Raw genomic sequence first — 14,712 nt, 5'->3', positions numbered from 1 at the left:
CACGCAAGCAGGAGCCACGAAGGTGACGTTCTTCCTCGTACTTATCGTAGGACCAAGGCGCATGGGCCGATAACTCGGACACCCTTCTGGTACCCCATGCGCCCCCGACACACCCTCGGGGGCTTTTTCATGCGTAACGCACAAGCACGACACGCCGCAGACGGAGCACAGACATGACCAAGGCGATGACCGGAGCGAAGATGGTGGTTCAGGCCCTGCGCGAGCAGGGTGTGGATACGGTGTTCGGCTATCCCGGGGGCGCCGTGCTCCCGATTTATGACGAGATCTTCCAGCAGAACGACATCCGCCACTACCTCGTGCGTCACGAGCAGGCCGCGGTCCACGCCGCCGAGGGCTATGCCCGCGCGACCGGCAAGCCGGGCGTCGTCCTGGTCACCTCGGGCCCCGGCGCGACCAATGCCGTGACCGGCCTCACCGATGCGCTGATGGATTCGATCCCGATCGTCGTGCTGACCGGCCAGGTCCCGACCTTCATGATCGGCTCGGACGCCTTCCAGGAGGCCGATACCGTCGGCATCACCCGCCCCTGCACCAAGCATAACTGGCTCGTGAAAGAGACCGAGAAGCTCTCGGCCACCATCCACGAGGCGTTCCACGTCGCCACCTCGGGCCGCCCCGGCCCGGTGCTCGTCGACATCCCCAAGGACGTCCAGTTCGCCAGCGCCGAGTACAGCCCCAAGGCGCGCGCCAACACCTCGCGCTACCAGCCGCAGGTCAAGGGCGACATGGAGATGATCACCCGTCTCGTCGAAGCCATCGAGACCGCCGAGCGGCCGGTCTTCTACACCGGCGGCGGCGTGATCAATTCGGGCCCCGCGGCCAGCCAGCTCCTGCGCGAGCTCGTGGAAGCGACCGGCTTCCCGATCACCTCGACCCTGATGGGTCTCGGCGCCTACCCGGCCTCGAGCCGCAACTGGCTCGGCATGCTCGGGATGCACGGTCTCTACGAGGCCAATCTCGCGATGCATGGCTGCGACCTGATGATCAATGTCGGCGCCCGCTTCGACGACCGGATCACCGGCCGGATCGACGCGTTCAGCCCGCGCTCGAAAAAGGCGCATATCGACATCGACCCGTCCTCGATCAACAAGGTGATCCGCACCGACATGCCGATCATCGGCGATGTCGCCCATGTGCTCGAGGACGTGCTGAAGATCTGGAAATCGCGCGGCCGCAAGGTCAACCGCGAGGGTCTCCAGCAGTGGTGGGCGAAGATCCAGGACTGGAAGAAGGTCGACTGCCTGGCCTTCAAACCGTCGGAGAAGACGATCCGCCCGCAGGACGCGCTGGCGCGTCTCGAAAAGCTCACCAAGGGCCGCGACCGCTACATCACTACCGAGGTCGGCCAGCACCAGATGTGGGCCGCGCAATACCTGGGCTTCGAGGATCCGAACCGCTGGATGACCTCCGGCGGCCTCGGCACCATGGGCTACGGCTTCCCCGCCTCCATCGGCGTGCAGGTCGCCCATCCCGAGGCGCTGGTGATCAACGTCGCGGGCGAGGCCTCGTGGCTGATGAACATGCAGGAGATGGGCACCGCGGTGCAGTATCGCCTGCCGGTCAAGCAGTTCATCCTCAACAACGAGCGGCTGGGCATGGTGCGCCAGTGGCAGCAACTCCTGCACGGCGAGCGCTACTCGCACAGCTGGTCCGAGGCGCTGCCCGATTTCGTCAAGCTGGCCGAGGCCTTCGGGGCCAAGGGCATCCACTGCCAGGATCCGGCGGATCTCGATGATGCGATCATGGAGATGATCAACCATGACGGCCCGGTGATCTTCGACTGCCTCGTCGAGAAACACGAGAACTGCTTCCCGATGATCCCGTCGGGCGAGCCGCATAACAAGATGCTTCTGGGCGACGTGGCCGCGACGGATGCGATCAAGGGCAAGGGCGCGGTGCTGGTGTGATCCTGACCGGATCCGCCGCCCGCTGAGGGGCGTCCCTGCGGCGCCCCCTCCCCAGACAAGACCAGAAGGATGACATCCATGTCCCCGCTACAGATCAAGAAGGGCTCGACGAAGCACTCGGCCTACAACCTACGCCCGACCTTTTCCGAGCATCTCGAAACCCACACGCTTGCGGTGATCGTCGACAACGAGCCCGGCGTCCTCGCCCGCGTCATCGGCCTCTTCTCGGGCCGGGGCTACAATATCGACAGCCTCACCGTGGCCGAGATCGACCACAAGGGCCACCAGAGCCGCATCACCATCGTCACCACCGGCACGCCGCAGATCATCGAACAGATCAAGGCGCAGCTCGGGCGCATCGTGCCGGTCCACGGGGTCCATGACCTCACCGTCGAGGGCGCCTCGGTCGAACGCGAACTGGCGCTTCTGCGCGTGGCCGGTCAGGGCGACAAGCGGGTCGAGGCCCTGCGTCTCGCCGACATCTTCCGCGCGCAGGTGGTGGATTCGACGCTCGACAGCTTCGTGTTCCAGATCACCGGCACGCCCGAGAAGATCGACGCCTTCGCCGACCTGATGCGCCCCCTCGGTCTGGAAGAAATCGCCCGCACCGGCGTCGCGGCCCTGGCCCGCGGTCTCTGAGCGTCAGTCGCGCCGCTCCGGTCAGGCCACCGGCACAGATCGGACGATCCTGACGCAGCGCAGCTGTCGCGATTTCCGCGATGAAAAAGGGCAGAGGCCGTGGCCCCTGCCCTACGCTTGTCGTCCCGGGCTCTGCGATAACGCAGCGCCGCCGGTCAGCGGTCTGAGGTCAGCCGAACAGGCAAAGGTCCAGATCGTCCTCCATCTCGAGCTCGGCCTCACAGGGCGCATCGTGTTCGCACGCGTCGCCGAAGCCGCCGGTCAGAGCCGCCATCAAGCGCTCGCCCTCCGACATCCCGTCCTCCGGATCCGAAGCAAGGGCCTGCCCGCCGTCAGCATCGCCGCCGACCGAGACCTCCTCCAGCACATCCAGCCGCAGCCCATCCTCGTCGATATCGAGATCGACCAGTTCGTCCATATCGACGCCCTCGTCGCCGCCGACCGAGGCCTCGTCGAGAACGTCCAGCCGCAGCCCGTCCTCGTCGATATCAAGATCGACCAGCTCATCCACGTCGATCCCCTCGTCGCCGCCGACCGAGGCCTCATCGAGCACGTCCAGCCGAAGCCCGTCCTCGTCGAGGTCGAGATCGACCAACTGGTCCACGTCGATCCCCTCGTCGCCACCGACCGAGGCCTCATCGAGAACGTCCAGCCGCAGCCCGTCCTCGTCGATGTCGAGATCGACCAGCTCGTCCACGTCGACGCCCTCGTCACCGCCGACCGAGGCCTCCTCCAGCACGTCCAGCCGCAGCCCGTCCTCGTCGATGTCGAGATCGACCAGCTCATCCACGTCGATCCCCTCGTCGCCGCCGACCGAGGCCTCATCGAGCACGTCCAGCCGAAGCCCGTACTCGTCGATATCAAGATCGACCAGTTCGTCCACGTCGATCCCCTCGTCGCCGCCGACCGAGGCCTCGTCCATGACATCCAGCCGCAGACCGTACTCGTCGATGTCGAGATCAACGAGCTCGTCCACGTCGATCCCTTCGTCGCCGCCGACCGAGGCCTCATCGAGAATGTCCAGCCGCAGACCGTCACCGTCGATGTCGAGATCGACAAGCGTATCCAGGTCGATACTCAACGATTGGGCGTCTCCCGCCTCTTCGCGCGGCGCGTCGGTCTTCATGTCGGTGTCGGCTTTCTCCGTTACCGCCAGTTCCTCCGAAACTTCGGACCCCTCCTTCTCCGAGGACGCGAAAAGCTTCGTGATGCTTGCGAGTGATTTGAACACTGTACCCTCCATCGTGGTTCAATTTCACGATCAAAGACACGCAGAGAGGGCGCGGGACGGTTTCAGGAGTGCCGGGAACGGTCTGTTTCCCGGTCCGAAACAAAGAAGGGCAACAGGCAAGCCGCGCCGCTAGACCGGAGGCGTTCGCCCCTGTCCCAGACGACGAGCGAACCGGGTCCGGCCAGTCAAGCGAGCCGGGACCTGAGCCCAATGGTTACGGACAACCATGTCACGAAAAGGCTGGAGACTTCAAAAGACCACGAGCACGCCCCGGATCACCGGACGGATCGCACCGCTGCCCGGGCGCTTGGGTCAGGCGGCCGGAGCCTGCCTGCGAAACTCGATGATCTCGGCCTCGTCCTGCGAGTTTGCATTGGCCGCGCTCGGCGCGCTGCGGAGCTTCTGAGGCAGGTCGCAGAACGTGCCCGCCACCACGCGGCGCGGGTTGATCGCGCGACGGAGACCCCCGGTCCTGCGGTCGTCGAAGGACACCAGATCGCCAGCCTCGAAGGTCTGGCTCTCGAGGTCGCCGGGCTGCCCGTTGAAATACGCAAGATCGCCGTGATCCTCGCACCAGATGACAGCCAGCGCCTTAGCGCTGTCCCACCAGATAACCACACCGTATGTCTGTCGCTTCGACATTTTACCTGAACCACCTATCTGAAGGTTGGGCTTATGGTGCGGTAATTGTTAAGGAATTGATATGTCGGAGATGCGGATGCGATGAACGGAATTGTGTCGGAAGACCGCCGAGCTGACGTTGATCCGCGTCAGGTATGACGCTTGTTAGCGTCAACATTGACGCTAGTTAGCGTCACATTCAGCGGTTATGAGGGGTTCGGCCCTGCGCAAGAAAAGGTTTGCGAAGTAACCATGTTCAGTCAGACCGTCCGATGACATACACTCAAGACGTGAAAAGTCCCTCGCCAAATCCCGCCGAACTCCGCATGGTCTTCGGCGAAAATCTCCGGCACTTGTCGGCGCGGGCAGAGTCAATCTCGGCGCTGTGCCGCGCCCTCGGAATCAACCGCACCCAGTTCAATCGCTACCTGACCGGGGAGAGCTTTCCGCGGCCCGATATCCTCTACCGCATCTGCCAGCATTTCGACACCGACGCGCGCATCCTTCTCGAGCCGCTGCACAGCCTGGGCGACGAGGAAGACGGCAGCCTGTTCTCGCTGCCCTTCCTCAAGGATTTCGCCGGCAGCGGGTTCACCAGCGTCAACGAGATGCTCTTCCCGGTTGGCTTCTACCGGTTCTCGCGGGTGAGCTTCTTCGATCCCGGCCGCTACACGATGGGTCTCGTGCGCGTGCATCGCGACGGCGACCTGGTGATGCTGCGCGGTTTCGAGGCCAAGGAGGCCACCAGCCGTCAGGGCCTGCCCACCGCGCCCCGGACGCGCGAATATCGCGGCCTCGTCATCGCGCAGGAGGGCGGCATCTCGATCATCGCCAGCCGCCGTAACGCGCTGACCTCGTCCTACAGCTTTCTCAGCCGCGCGCCGTCCTTCGAGAACAATCACTGGGTCGGCTATGCCACCCGCACCGTGGCCGAGACATCGCTCGTCCCGCGCGTGACCCGGCTGGTCTACGAGCATCTGGGACACGACACCGGCAAGATCCTCGCGGCTGCCCGAAAGCAGGGCATCTTCGCGCTCGAAGAACTGCCCGCCTACCACCGCACCCAGCTGAAACCGAACGAGCCCTTCGCCTGAGGATCAGTCGGCCTGGGCGTCGGCGCGGCTCTTGCCCGCGACCTTCAGCGCCAGCGTCGCCGCCATGAACCCATCGAGATCGCCATCGAGCACGCCTTGCGTATCGGCGGTCTCGTGGTTGGTGCGCAGGTCCTTCACCATCTGGTAGGGCTGCAGCACGTAGGAGCGGATCTGGTTGCCCCAGCCGGCATCGCCCTTGGCTTCGTGCAGCGCGTTGACTTCGGCGTTCCGGCGGTCGAGCTCCATCTGGTAGAGCCGCGATTTCAGCGCCTTCATGGCGATGTCGCGGTTCTGGTGCTGCGACTTCTCCGAGCTCGTGACCACGATGCCGGTCGGGTGGTGGGTGATCCGCACCGCCGAGTCGGTGGTGTTGACGTGCTGGCCGCCCGCGCCCGAAGAGCGGTAGGTATCGACGCGGATATCGGCGGGGTTGACCTCGATCTCGATATTGTCGTCGATCACCGGATAGGCGCCCACGGCGGCAAAGGAGGTCTCGCGCGTGCCCTTGCCGAACGGCGAGATCCGCACGAGCCGGTGGGTGCCGCTTTCGGACTTCAGCCAGCCATAGGCGTTGTGGCCCTTGATCTGGTAGGTCGCGGACTTGATCCCGGCCTCGGCTCCGGCCTGCTCTTCCTGCAGTTCGACCTCGAAGCCGCGCTTCTCGGCCCAGCGGACATACATCCGCGCCAGCATCGCCGCCCAGTCGCAGGCCTCGGTGCCGCCCGCGCCCGCCTTGATCTCGAGGAAGCTGTCATTGCCGTCGGTCTCGCCGTCGAGAAGCGCCTCGAGCTCTTTCTTCGCGGCTTTCTCGGCGAGGGATTTCAGCGCCTTCTCGGCATCCGAGACGACCTCGTCATCCTCTTCCATCTCGCCCAGTTCGATCAGTTCGACATTGTCCCGCAGATCGCGCTCGATGGAGCGGTAGGTTTCGATCGCGTCGACAAGGCTTTGCCGGTCGCGCATCAGTTTCTGCGCGTTGGCGGGATCGTCCCAGAGCGTCGGATCCTCGACCCGGGCGTTGAATTCCTCGAGCCGGTGCTCGGCGGTCTCCCAGTTCAGGCGCTGGCCGAGCAGAGCGAGCGATTTTTCGATCTTTTCAACGGTGTTTTCCGTCTCGGCGCGCATTCTCTCGGTCCTCGTCTGGGGCGGGCTGGCGCGTCTGATACCGCATGGCCGGAGGCCCGGCAAGGCAAGCGGATCAGAGCAGGACCCGATGCTCGCGCTGGCCGCGGAACCCGGTCTGGAAGACGAAGGTCTGGCCCGCCGCGCGGTCGTCCTCGGGGGCGCCATGGGCGGCCGATGTCACATGCAGCACCGAAAAGTCGCCGCCGCCGAAGGCCGGACAGGTGGTCTGCGTCGCGGGCAGCGCCACCTCGGTCAGAAGCGCGCCCTCGGAGCTGTAGGCCGCGACCCGCGCGGCCCCCCATTGCGCCACCCAGAGATTGCCCGCCGCATCGACCACCGCGCCATCGGGGTAGAGATCGGCTTCGGTGAGATCGAGAAAGACCTCGCGGTCGCCATCGGGCCAGCCGTCCTCGTCGAGCGCAACGCGCCAGACGGTGTGCCGCTCGGTATCGGCAAAATAGGCATGTCCGCCGCCCGGAGCGAAGGAGATCGCGTTGCTCACGGTGATCCCGTCGAAAAGCCGCGTCACCTCGCCCTTGTGGAAGCGGTAGATCGACCCCGCCTCCGGCTCGGCATTCTTGCCCATCGTTCCGATCCAGAACCCGCCCCAGGGATCGGCGCGCCCGTCATTGGAGCGCGTCACCGGGTTGTCCTCCTCGAGCGCGACACACCGCGTCTCGGTGCCGGTCGCGGTGTCGAAGCGGAAGAGATCCGTCTCGCTGGCGATCAGGAGAACGCCCGGCTCGACCCAGCCCGCCGCCGAGACATGCCGGTCGAAGGACCAGCGCCGCTCCTCTGCGCCGCCACGGCGGAAGAGGGTCTTTCCGAGGATGTCGAACCAGTAGAGCGCCCCCTCTTCGGGGTGCCAGAGCGGTCCTTCTCCTAGCGCGCAGCGGGTGTCGCTGAAAATCATCTCAGACATGTCGGTCCTTCGCATCGTCGCGCCAAGAGTGCCGCGCGCGCGGGCGAAAGGCCAGCCTCAGACGGCGGCCTCGGTCACAAGCTCGTCGCAGAACGCCCGCTGCGCAGGGCCCGCGTCGGCGCGTGCCGTTTGGGCCCAGTGTCCGAGCAGGATGAGCGTCGACAGCAGCACCGCGTGGCACAGGGTGAAATCGCGTCTCGTCGCGTGTCGCATGGCTCTGGCTCCTCTGTCCCGGCCCTTGCCGTCCGATCCGGCCCGTCCTGGATCGTCTCTCTCGGTCACAGCGTTTGTGAACCGCTCGGTTCAGAGAGTGCCGCGAGATCATGTTTCAGACAACACACATTCCTGCGCGCTGGCGCAGGTGCTCGGCGCACCCCGGGGCATCGCGCGGGCCGGTCGCATCCCGGGACAAGACCGTCCGGAGACCCTGCGATAGCGCTTGAAGCAGGCACGAGCGCGGTGGTATGTGAAACGCGTCGCGGGTGTAGCTCAATGGTAGAGCAGCAGCTTCCCAAGCTGACGACGAGGGTTCGATTCCCTTCACCCGCTCCATCCTCTCAAGACCCCGTCACACGATCCGCTCGGCCAGCAGGCGCGCGCGCCAGACGGCGATGGCGCTGCGCACCTCGTCACGGATCGCGCCCTCGCGCGGCGCGTCGATCAGCGTCGTCAGGAGTGGTTCGCTCGGCCGCGTGCCCCGCGCCCAGCTCAGATCGCGCAGCACTGCTTGTGCGGCCTCTGGCAGACGGTCGGGCAGATCGACGCCAGAGAGCCGTCCCCAGATCGCCGTCCAGAGACGCCCGCAGCTCCACGGGTTGTAGCCCCCGCCACCCGATACGATGAGCCGCGGGCTGAGCGGTCGGAGCGCGTCGAGCGCAGCGAGATGGGAGCGGTTCGAGAGCGCCAGCCGTGACAGCGGGTCCTCGGCGACCGCATCGGCCCCGCATTGCAGAAAGATCGCCTCGGGGCGGAACGCGGCCACCGCGGGCAGGACCGCCTCGTCCAGCACGGCGCGGAACTCGGTGTCGTTGAAACCGCGCGGGACCGGCAGGTTCCACGCCGCCCCGCCCGCCCGGTCCTCGAGCGCGCCGGTGAAGGGCCAGCGCCCCGCCTCGTGGACCGAGATCACCCGGACAGTCTCGGACCCGGCAAAGCCATGCTCGACCCCGTCGCCGTGATGGGCGTCGATATCGACATAGGCGACCCGCGAGAGCCCCATCGCCAGAAGCCGCCGGATCGTCAGCACCGGCTCGTTCAGATAGCAGAAGCCCGAGGCCCGGTCGGGCATCCCGTGATGGGTGCCGCCGCCGGGGTTGTGGACGACCCCGCCCCGCGCCACCAGCTCGGCAGCCAGGAGCCCGCCGCCGACCGCCGTGGCCGGGCGGCGATACATCTCGGCGAAGACCGGGTTCGACAGCGTGCCGAGACCGTGCCGCTGCCGCATCTCCTCGCTCACCGATTGCGCCGCCTCCGCCGCCTGCAAGGCCGCCACATAGTCGGGCGTGTGCCAGTCCACGAGCGCGCTCGGCTTGGCGCGGGGCGAGACCCTGTAGCGCGCCTCCGGCAACCAGCCGAGCGCCCGCGACAAAGCGATCACCGTCGGCACCCGGGGAATCGAGAGCGGGTGCAGCCGCCCGTAGCTCGAGCCGCGATAGATGCTGGAGCCGATGAAGAGCGCGCCCATGCGCCCTCAGGTAACCCCCTGAAGCAAAGCCGCAAGTGCGATTGCCGCCGCGGCAGCGCGGGTCTAGGTCTCGGGCATGCTCCCGCCGCTGACCCTTCGCCACGTCGTGACCACGCTCGCGCTCTATGCCGCGGGCGGCGCGGGCGGGTGGCTGGCGAGCCGCTCGGGCATCCCGATGCCCTGGATGACGGGAAGCCTCGGCGCGGGCGCTCTTGCGGTGGCGTTCCTGCAGCACGGGCCGCTCGACGGCTACCGCTATCCGCAACGGGTGCGGAACGGCTTCATCGCGCTCATCGGCGTGATGATCGGCACGCAGGTGTCACCGGCCCTGCTCACCCATCTCGAGACCCTGCCCTGGCTTCTGGGCGCTCTGCTGGTCTTCGTGCCCGCCGCGCATCTCGGCAATGCGTGGATTTTCCGCCGTGGCGGGTACGACCGGACGACCGCGCTCTATGCCGGGACGCCGGGCGGGCTGATGGAATCGATCGCGCTCGGGGAAGCCGCCGGAGGCGACATCTCGCGGATCACGCTCCAGCATTTCCTGCGGGTGATCCTCGTCGTGGTCGCGATCCCCGCGGCGCTGTCGATCTGGACCGGACATCCCGTCGGCAGCGCCGCGGGCGCGGTGCCGGGCGACGCGAGCCCGATGACCGGCCTGGAGTTTCTCAAGGTTCTCGCCTGCGCGGGCGCGGGCCTCGGTCTCGCGCGGGTCATTCGCCTGCCCGCCGCCCAGATCCTCGGCCCGCTTCTGCTGACCGGGGCGCTGACGCTCTCGGGCGTGATCTCGGTCCATCTGCCCTTCTGGCTGCTGGCGCTGGCGCAGGTCGTGGTCGGAACCGGGCTCGGCCTGCGCTTCGCCGGGGTGACCGCCGCGACGCTCCTGCGGGCGATGACGCTCTCGGCCATGTCGGTGGGCTTCATGCTGACGCTGGGACTGACGCTGTCGCTCATGCTCGCCGCGCTCACCGGCACCGAGTTCCTGCAGCTTCTCCTGAGCTTCGCGCCGGGTGGCGTCACCGAGATGAGCCTCGTGGCGCTCAGCCTCTCGGTCAATCCGGCGATGGTCAGCCTGACCCATGTGGTGCGGATCGTGCTGACGGTCGGAGAGTTGATCCTCGTGGCCAAGCTGATGCCGGGGACGCGCTGAGACTGCGCCGTCCCCTCAGCCTTTCCCGAGATGCTTCTTGAGCGCGCCCGCGTTCTTGGTCCGCCGACCCTTGTAGGGGTTGCGGTCGCCCTGCCCGCGCAGCGACAGCCGGATCGGCGTGCCCGGCATGTCGAAATCGATGCGGAGGCCGTTGACCAGATAGCGGCTGTAGCTGTCGGGCATCCGGTCGGGATGCGAGCACATGACCACGAAATGCGGCGGCCGGGTCTTGGCCTGCGTCATGTAGCGCAGCTTGATCCGGCGGCCCTGCGGCGCGGGCGGCGGATGCGCCTCGACCATCTCGCCGAGCCAGCGGTTGAGCCGCGCGGTCGAGATCCGGCGGTTCCAGACCTCATGCGCCGAGAGCACCGCTTTCCTCAGCCGGTCGAGCCCGCGCCCGGTGCGCGCCGAGACGGTGACGAGAGGCGCGCCGCGCAGCTGCGGCAAAAGTCGCTCGAAGGCCTCTTTCAGCGCGGAGAGCTTCTCGCCCTTCTCCTCTTCGAGATCCCATTTGTTGACCGCGACCACGACCGCGCGGCCCTCACGCTCGGCGAGGTCGGCGATGCGCAGATCCTGCTGCTCGAAGGGGATCGCCGCGTCGAGAAGCACGATCACCACCTCGGCGAACTTGACCGCGCGCAACCCGTCCGAGACCGAGAGTTTCTCGAGCTTTTCCTGCACCTTGGCGCGTTTGCGCATCCCGGCGGTGTCGAAGATCCGGGTCGGCACGCCTTCCCAGTCGAGCGTGACCGAGATCGCGTCGCGGGTGATTCCGGCCTCGGGTCCGGTCAGGAGCCGGTCCTCGCCCAGAAGCTTGTTGATCAGCGTCGATTTCCCGGCATTCGGACGGCCGACCACGGCGATCTGCAGGGGTTTCTCGAGCGTCGGCACCCGGTCGGGCGCCTCGCCCTCCTCGTCGACGGCGACATCTGTGTCGGGCATCGCCTCGAGATCGCGCTCGGCGCGCGCCTCGGCGGCAGCCTCGAACTCGTCCGAGATCGGCAGGAGGCGCGAATAGAGATCGGGCATCCCCTCGCCATGCTCGGCCGAGAGCGCGATGGGCTCGCCGAGGCCAAGGGTCCAGGCCTCGATCAGCCCGCCTTCGGCGGCGCGCCCCTCGGCCTTGTTGGCCGCAAGGAGCACGCGGTCGGCGCGCTTGCGCAGGATCTCTGCGAAGACCTCGTCGGTGGGCGTGATCCCGGTGCGCGCATCGACCATGAAGAGGCAGACATCGGCCATGTCCACGGCCCGCTCGGTCAGCTTGCGCATCCGGCCCTGAAGGCTCTCGTCGGTCGCCTCTTCCAGACCGGCGGTGTCGATCACGGTAAAGCGCAGATCGCCGAGCTTGCCCTCGCCCTCGCGCAGGTCGCGGGTCACGCCGGGCTGGTCATCGACGAGCGCGAGGCGCTTGCCGACCAGCCGGTTGAACAGCGTCGACTTGCCCACATTGGGTCGGCCGACAATGGCGAGGGTAAAGGACATCAGACATGGCTCCGGGCGCTCAGAGGCGCCCGGTTAGCCGAAATCCGCGCGACTGAAAAGGGCGCGCGGTGTGACACGCGCCCCGGGATGGCTCAGCGATAGGCGTGAAGGACGCCGCGCGAGGAGACGACATAGAGCACGCCGCCCGCGACGATGGGCGCGGTGGTCGCCCCGCCCGCGATCTCGGTCTGCCCGGTCAGCGCGCCCGAGGCCGGGTCGAAGCTGCGGATGAACCCGTCCGAGGAGGCGACGATCACCTGCCCGCCCGCAAGAACCGGGCCGTAATTCGCGAAGGACCGGTCGCGCTGACGCTGCGGCTTGCGGCGCGGCACCCAGCCCGGAAGATCGACCTCCCAGATCTGCGCGCCGGTCTCGGCATCGACCCTGAGAAGCGTGTTCTCGTCCGAGATCGCGTAGACCGATCCGCCCGCGACCCAAGGCCGGTCGAGCGCGCCGGAGTTCAGCGTCCAGAGCCGGTCGCCGGAATAGAGATCGAGCGCCACGAGCCGCCCGGTATGGGTGCCCGCATAGACCCGTCCGTTGGCGATGACCGGATCGCCGGTCACGTCGTCGAAGGCGCTCATCGCGCGGCCCGGACGCCCGCCCGCAAGCGTGGCCGACCAGAGCGTGAGCCCGCCTTCGCGGAAGGTGCTCTGCAGGGTGCCGTCGCCGAAGGCGAAGACCACGCGGTCGCCCGACACCGCCGGAGCGGGCGCGCCCGCGACGTTGACGCTGTCGCCAAGACCGTCGAGCTGCCAGCGCACGCGGCCATCGCTGGCCTCGACCGCCCAGCCGGTGCGGTCCCCGGCGGTCAGATAGACCAGATCGCCGACGACGCTCGGCGCGCCCGAGGCGGTGTTGTCGACCTCCTGCACCCAGAGCTCGGAGCCGTCGGCGGGATTCAGGGCGCGCAACTCACCGAAACCGGTGGTGACGAACAGCCGTCCGCCTGCGAGCGCCAGACCGCCGCCCATCGCCTGGGCCGAGGTCTCGCTCAGCGGCACCACGGCCCGGGACCAGAGCGTCTGACCCCCGGTCGAGGTCGCGGTCAGCTGGAAATCCGAAGACAGCGTGAAGATGCGCGTGCCATCCGTCACCGGATCGGCGATCAGGCGCTGGCGCTTGCCATCGCCGCCGCCGATCCCGCTCTGCCAGAGCGGCGACAACGGCAGGGACAGGGCGGCGTGATCGGTGCGGACACCGGGCGACACCGGGCTCTGCGTCCAGCCCGCATTCGCCTGCATTCCAGGCAGGGTCGCGGCGCGGCTGACATTGACCGCAAGCGGCGCCTCGCCGCCCTGGGTCTGCAGCGCCTCGCGCAGTTCCAGCCGCTCTCCGGGCAGGATGCGCTCTTCTTCCGCGCAGGAGATGAGTGCCAGCGAGGCGGCAAGCGCCAATCCGGTCCTGAACATCGCCACCTGTCTGCTCCCGTCCGTTCCTGCCGTCCGCGGGTCCCTAAGGCTCACGCCGGTTCGAGGTCTCCGCCGAGTGCGACAATCAACTGTGCGGCGCGGCGGCGCAAGCCCCGGTCGACCTCGGAATCCGAAAGAATGGCCTGAAGACGGGTGATTGCGGCCTCCGTCTCGCCGGACTCGACCTCGAGAAGCGCCAGCTGTTCCTCGGCCAGAAGCCGCAGGGGATTGCCGGGCTGGGCCAGAGCTTCGAGCGCGATGCGGCGCTCGTCGGGCGAGAGCGCCCCGCCGCTCAGCGCCTTGTAGCTGGCGATCTGGCGGTAGATCTGGTCGGTCTCGCCATCGGTGCCGATCGCGGTCAGCGCGGCCGCGGCGTCGGTGTCGGAGCCCGCCTCTTTCCGCTCGGAGGCCAAGAGCAGCGCGCGCACGGCGGCGGCATCGGCGCTCGGCGGCTCGATGTTCTCGAGCGCGTCGGCCCGCTCCGAGGCGTCTTCGGTGTCGAGCGCGGCCAGAACGGCGTCGCCGAAGGCCTGCGCCTCGGCTTCGGCACCGGCACGGGACCATTCGCGCCAGGCGGCACCGCCGACCAGAAGCAGGACACCGAGGACCGCGATCCAGCCATAGCGCTTCATCGCCGCGTAAAGCCGGTCGCGACGGACCTCTTCGCTGACCTCGTCGATGAAGGAATCGGAATTGCTCACCGGATGCTCTCCCTGCCGTTTCAGCCCGCGCATGGGGCCTGGTGCCTGTGGCGGCACTCCTTACAGAAGGCCGACGGGCGTGCCAAGCGCCCCCGCAAAAGCGGGCTCCTTCGGCAAGGTCAGGCACCGCGGAGCGAATTGCCGCACTGCGGACCGCACGGCCTTGAAGCGTTTCGACAACACGCATAAACTGAACTACGCAGTTTACCCGTGCTTCGGCCACGCTCTACGGCATCAGGTCTTGCCGATAAGGACATTCTGAGATGCGCATTTTTTCCATTCTGACCGCTCTCGCCGTGGCCGCCGTCCTCTACGCCTTGGTCTTCGAGCGCGATCAGCTTCTGGTCCTGGCCGGGCTGAACGACACCGCCCCCGCCGCCGAGACCGCCGAACCGCAGGCCGAGGCGGCCGAGACGCCGGACGAAGCGCCCGCCGATGCGGTGCGTGTCATCGCCACCCGCAGCAGCGTCGAAGAGGTGCCGAGCCGCGTGATCCTGCGCGGCGAGACCGAGCCCGCGCGCCAGGTCGACATGCTGGCCGAGACCGCGGGCCGGGTGATCTCGGACCCGCTGCGCAAAGGCACCTTCGTCAACGCCGGCGACATGCTCTGCGAGCTCGATCCCGGCACGCGGCCGCAAAGCCTCGAAGAGGCGCAGGACGCGCTGACCGAGGCGCGCGCGCCGGTGCCCGAGGCCGAGGCCCGCATCCCCGAGGCCGAGGCCCGCG

The 14,712-nt window shown here is 67.5% G+C and carries 13 protein-coding genes, 1 tRNA gene and 1 pseudogene; 6 read left to right on the top strand and 9 right to left on the bottom strand.

Translation table 11 applies throughout. The features are described from left to right. Nucleotides 1-173: 173 nt before the first annotated feature. Both ACFQ4E_RS08585 and ilvN read left to right on the top strand, forming a co-directional pair. Complete coding sequence (locus ACFQ4E_RS08585) at nt 174-1,928, top strand: acetolactate synthase 3 large subunit (RefSeq protein WP_386802568.1); 1,755 nt, start codon at nt 174-176, stop codon at nt 1,926-1,928. A 78-nt stretch (nt 1,929-2,006) separates the two neighbouring features. Beyond that, a complete protein-coding gene (gene ilvN / locus ACFQ4E_RS08580; protein ID WP_386802566.1) occupies nt 2,007-2,567 on the top strand; it encodes an acetolactate synthase small subunit in 561 nt (186 codons plus the stop codon). Between the two features lie 169 nt (nt 2,568-2,736). Here ilvN and ACFQ4E_RS08575 read toward each other — a convergent pair whose 3' ends face one another. Both ACFQ4E_RS08575 and ACFQ4E_RS08570 read right to left on the bottom strand, forming a co-directional pair. Continuing rightward, nucleotides 2,737-3,798: a hypothetical protein gene (locus ACFQ4E_RS08575; protein WP_386802564.1), complete on the bottom strand. Its 1,062-nt coding sequence runs from the start codon at nt 3,796-3,798 to the stop codon at nt 2,737-2,739. 312 nt (nt 3,799-4,110) lie between these two features. Beyond that, nucleotides 4,111-4,440, bottom strand: a complete 330-nt coding sequence (locus tag ACFQ4E_RS08570) for a hypothetical protein (RefSeq protein WP_386802563.1) — start codon at nt 4,438-4,440, stop codon at nt 4,111-4,113. Nucleotides 4,441-4,691: 251 nt separating this feature from the next. Here ACFQ4E_RS08570 and ACFQ4E_RS08565 point away from each other — a divergent pair, with 251 nt between their 5' ends. Then, nucleotides 4,692-5,513, top strand: a complete 822-nt coding sequence (locus ACFQ4E_RS08565; RefSeq protein WP_386802561.1) for a helix-turn-helix domain-containing protein — start codon at nt 4,692-4,694, stop codon at nt 5,511-5,513. A gap of 3 nt (nt 5,514-5,516) precedes the next feature. Here the strand turns inward: ACFQ4E_RS08565 and prfB are convergent, their stop codons facing one another. From prfB to ACFQ4E_RS08550, 3 genes are all read right to left on the bottom strand, one after another. Beyond that, on the bottom strand, nt 5,517-6,638 hold the full coding sequence (gene prfB / locus ACFQ4E_RS08560) for a peptide chain release factor 2 (protein WP_386802559.1): 1,122 nt from the start codon (nt 6,636-6,638) through the stop codon (nt 5,517-5,519). A 73-nt stretch (nt 6,639-6,711) separates the two neighbouring features. Then, nucleotides 6,712-7,560, bottom strand: a complete 849-nt coding sequence (locus ACFQ4E_RS08555; protein WP_386802557.1) for an SMP-30/gluconolactonase/LRE family protein — start codon at nt 7,558-7,560, stop codon at nt 6,712-6,714. Between the two features lie 57 nt (nt 7,561-7,617). Then, nucleotides 7,618-7,773 carry a hypothetical protein gene (locus tag ACFQ4E_RS08550; RefSeq protein ID WP_386802555.1) on the bottom strand — a complete coding sequence of 52 codons (156 nt, stop codon included), beginning with the start codon at nt 7,771-7,773 and terminating at the stop codon, nt 7,618-7,620. A 265-nt stretch (nt 7,774-8,038) separates the two neighbouring features. Here ACFQ4E_RS08550 and ACFQ4E_RS08545 point away from each other — a divergent pair. Continuing rightward, nucleotides 8,039-8,112, top strand: a tRNA-Gly gene (locus tag ACFQ4E_RS08545). A 16-nt stretch (nt 8,113-8,128) separates the two neighbouring features. Here the strand turns inward: ACFQ4E_RS08545 and ACFQ4E_RS08540 are convergent. Continuing rightward, the gene (locus tag ACFQ4E_RS08540; protein WP_386802553.1) at nt 8,129-9,244 is read right to left on the bottom strand and encodes an acetoin utilization protein AcuC; all 1,116 of its coding nucleotides are present in this window, start codon (nt 9,242-9,244) and stop codon (nt 8,129-8,131) included. A 76-nt stretch (nt 9,245-9,320) separates the two neighbouring features. Here ACFQ4E_RS08540 and ACFQ4E_RS08535 point away from each other — a divergent pair, with 76 nt between their 5' ends. Next, nucleotides 9,321-10,391, top strand: a complete 1,071-nt coding sequence (locus ACFQ4E_RS08535; RefSeq protein ID WP_386802551.1) for an AbrB family transcriptional regulator — start codon at nt 9,321-9,323, stop codon at nt 10,389-10,391. A gap of 15 nt (nt 10,392-10,406) precedes the next feature. Here ACFQ4E_RS08535 and der read toward each other — a convergent pair whose 3' ends face one another. From der to ACFQ4E_RS08520, 3 genes are all read right to left on the bottom strand, one after another. After that, entirely contained in the window at nt 10,407-11,873 is a 1,467-nt protein-coding gene (gene der, locus ACFQ4E_RS08530) for a ribosome biogenesis GTPase Der (RefSeq protein ID WP_386802549.1), read from the bottom strand. A gap of 92 nt (nt 11,874-11,965) precedes the next feature. Further along, nucleotides 11,966-13,285 carry an outer membrane protein assembly factor BamB family protein gene (locus ACFQ4E_RS08525; RefSeq protein WP_386802713.1) on the bottom strand — a complete coding sequence of 440 codons (1,320 nt, stop codon included), beginning with the start codon at nt 13,283-13,285 and terminating at the stop codon, nt 11,966-11,968. Nucleotides 13,286-13,335: 50 nt separating this feature from the next. Further along, the gene (locus ACFQ4E_RS08520) at nt 13,336-13,986 is read right to left on the bottom strand and encodes a tetratricopeptide repeat protein (protein ID WP_386802547.1); all 651 of its coding nucleotides are present in this window, start codon (nt 13,984-13,986) and stop codon (nt 13,336-13,338) included. 263 nt (nt 13,987-14,249) lie between these two features. Between ACFQ4E_RS08520 and ACFQ4E_RS08515 the strand changes: the two are divergent. Then, nucleotides 14,250-14,712, top strand: a pseudogene (locus tag ACFQ4E_RS08515) (efflux RND transporter periplasmic adaptor subunit); the annotation flags it as partial.

The sequence above is a fragment of the Litorisediminicola beolgyonensis genome (assembly GCF_042679605.1).
Lineage (GTDB): Bacteria > Pseudomonadota > Alphaproteobacteria > Rhodobacterales > Rhodobacteraceae > Litorisediminicola > Litorisediminicola beolgyonensis.
The sequence above is the reverse complement of the archived record's forward strand: the minus strand, read 5'-3'. Positions and strand labels throughout refer to the sequence as shown.

Excerpts from the sequence above, each read along its gene's own strand:
- ACFQ4E_RS08565 (WP_386802561.1), top strand. The coding sequence starts at position 4,692 with ATGACATACACTCAAGACGTGAAAAGTCCCTCGCCAAATCCCGCCGAA.
- ilvN (WP_386802566.1), top strand. The coding sequence starts at position 2,007 with ATGTCCCCGCTACAGATCAAGAAGGGCTCGACGAAGCACTCGGCCTAC.
- prfB (WP_386802559.1), bottom strand. The coding sequence starts at position 6,638 with ATGCGCGCCGAGACGGAAAACACCGTTGAAAAGATCGAAAAATCGCTC.
- ACFQ4E_RS08585 (WP_386802568.1), top strand. The coding sequence starts at position 174 with ATGACCAAGGCGATGACCGGAGCGAAGATGGTGGTTCAGGCCCTGCGC.
- ACFQ4E_RS08525 (WP_386802713.1), bottom strand. The coding sequence starts at position 13,285 with ATGTTCAGGACCGGATTGGCGCTTGCCGCCTCGCTGGCACTCATCTCC.
- ACFQ4E_RS08570 (WP_386802563.1), bottom strand. The coding sequence starts at position 4,440 with ATGTCGAAGCGACAGACATACGGTGTGGTTATCTGGTGGGACAGCGCT.
- ACFQ4E_RS08540 (WP_386802553.1), bottom strand. The coding sequence starts at position 9,244 with ATGGGCGCGCTCTTCATCGGCTCCAGCATCTATCGCGGCTCGAGCTAC.
- ACFQ4E_RS08535 (WP_386802551.1), top strand. The coding sequence starts at position 9,321 with ATGCTCCCGCCGCTGACCCTTCGCCACGTCGTGACCACGCTCGCGCTC.
- ACFQ4E_RS08555 (WP_386802557.1), bottom strand. The coding sequence starts at position 7,560 with ATGTCTGAGATGATTTTCAGCGACACCCGCTGCGCGCTAGGAGAAGGA.
- ACFQ4E_RS08550 (WP_386802555.1), bottom strand. The coding sequence starts at position 7,773 with ATGCGACACGCGACGAGACGCGATTTCACCCTGTGCCACGCGGTGCTG.
- der (WP_386802549.1), bottom strand. The coding sequence starts at position 11,873 with ATGTCCTTTACCCTCGCCATTGTCGGCCGACCCAATGTGGGCAAGTCG.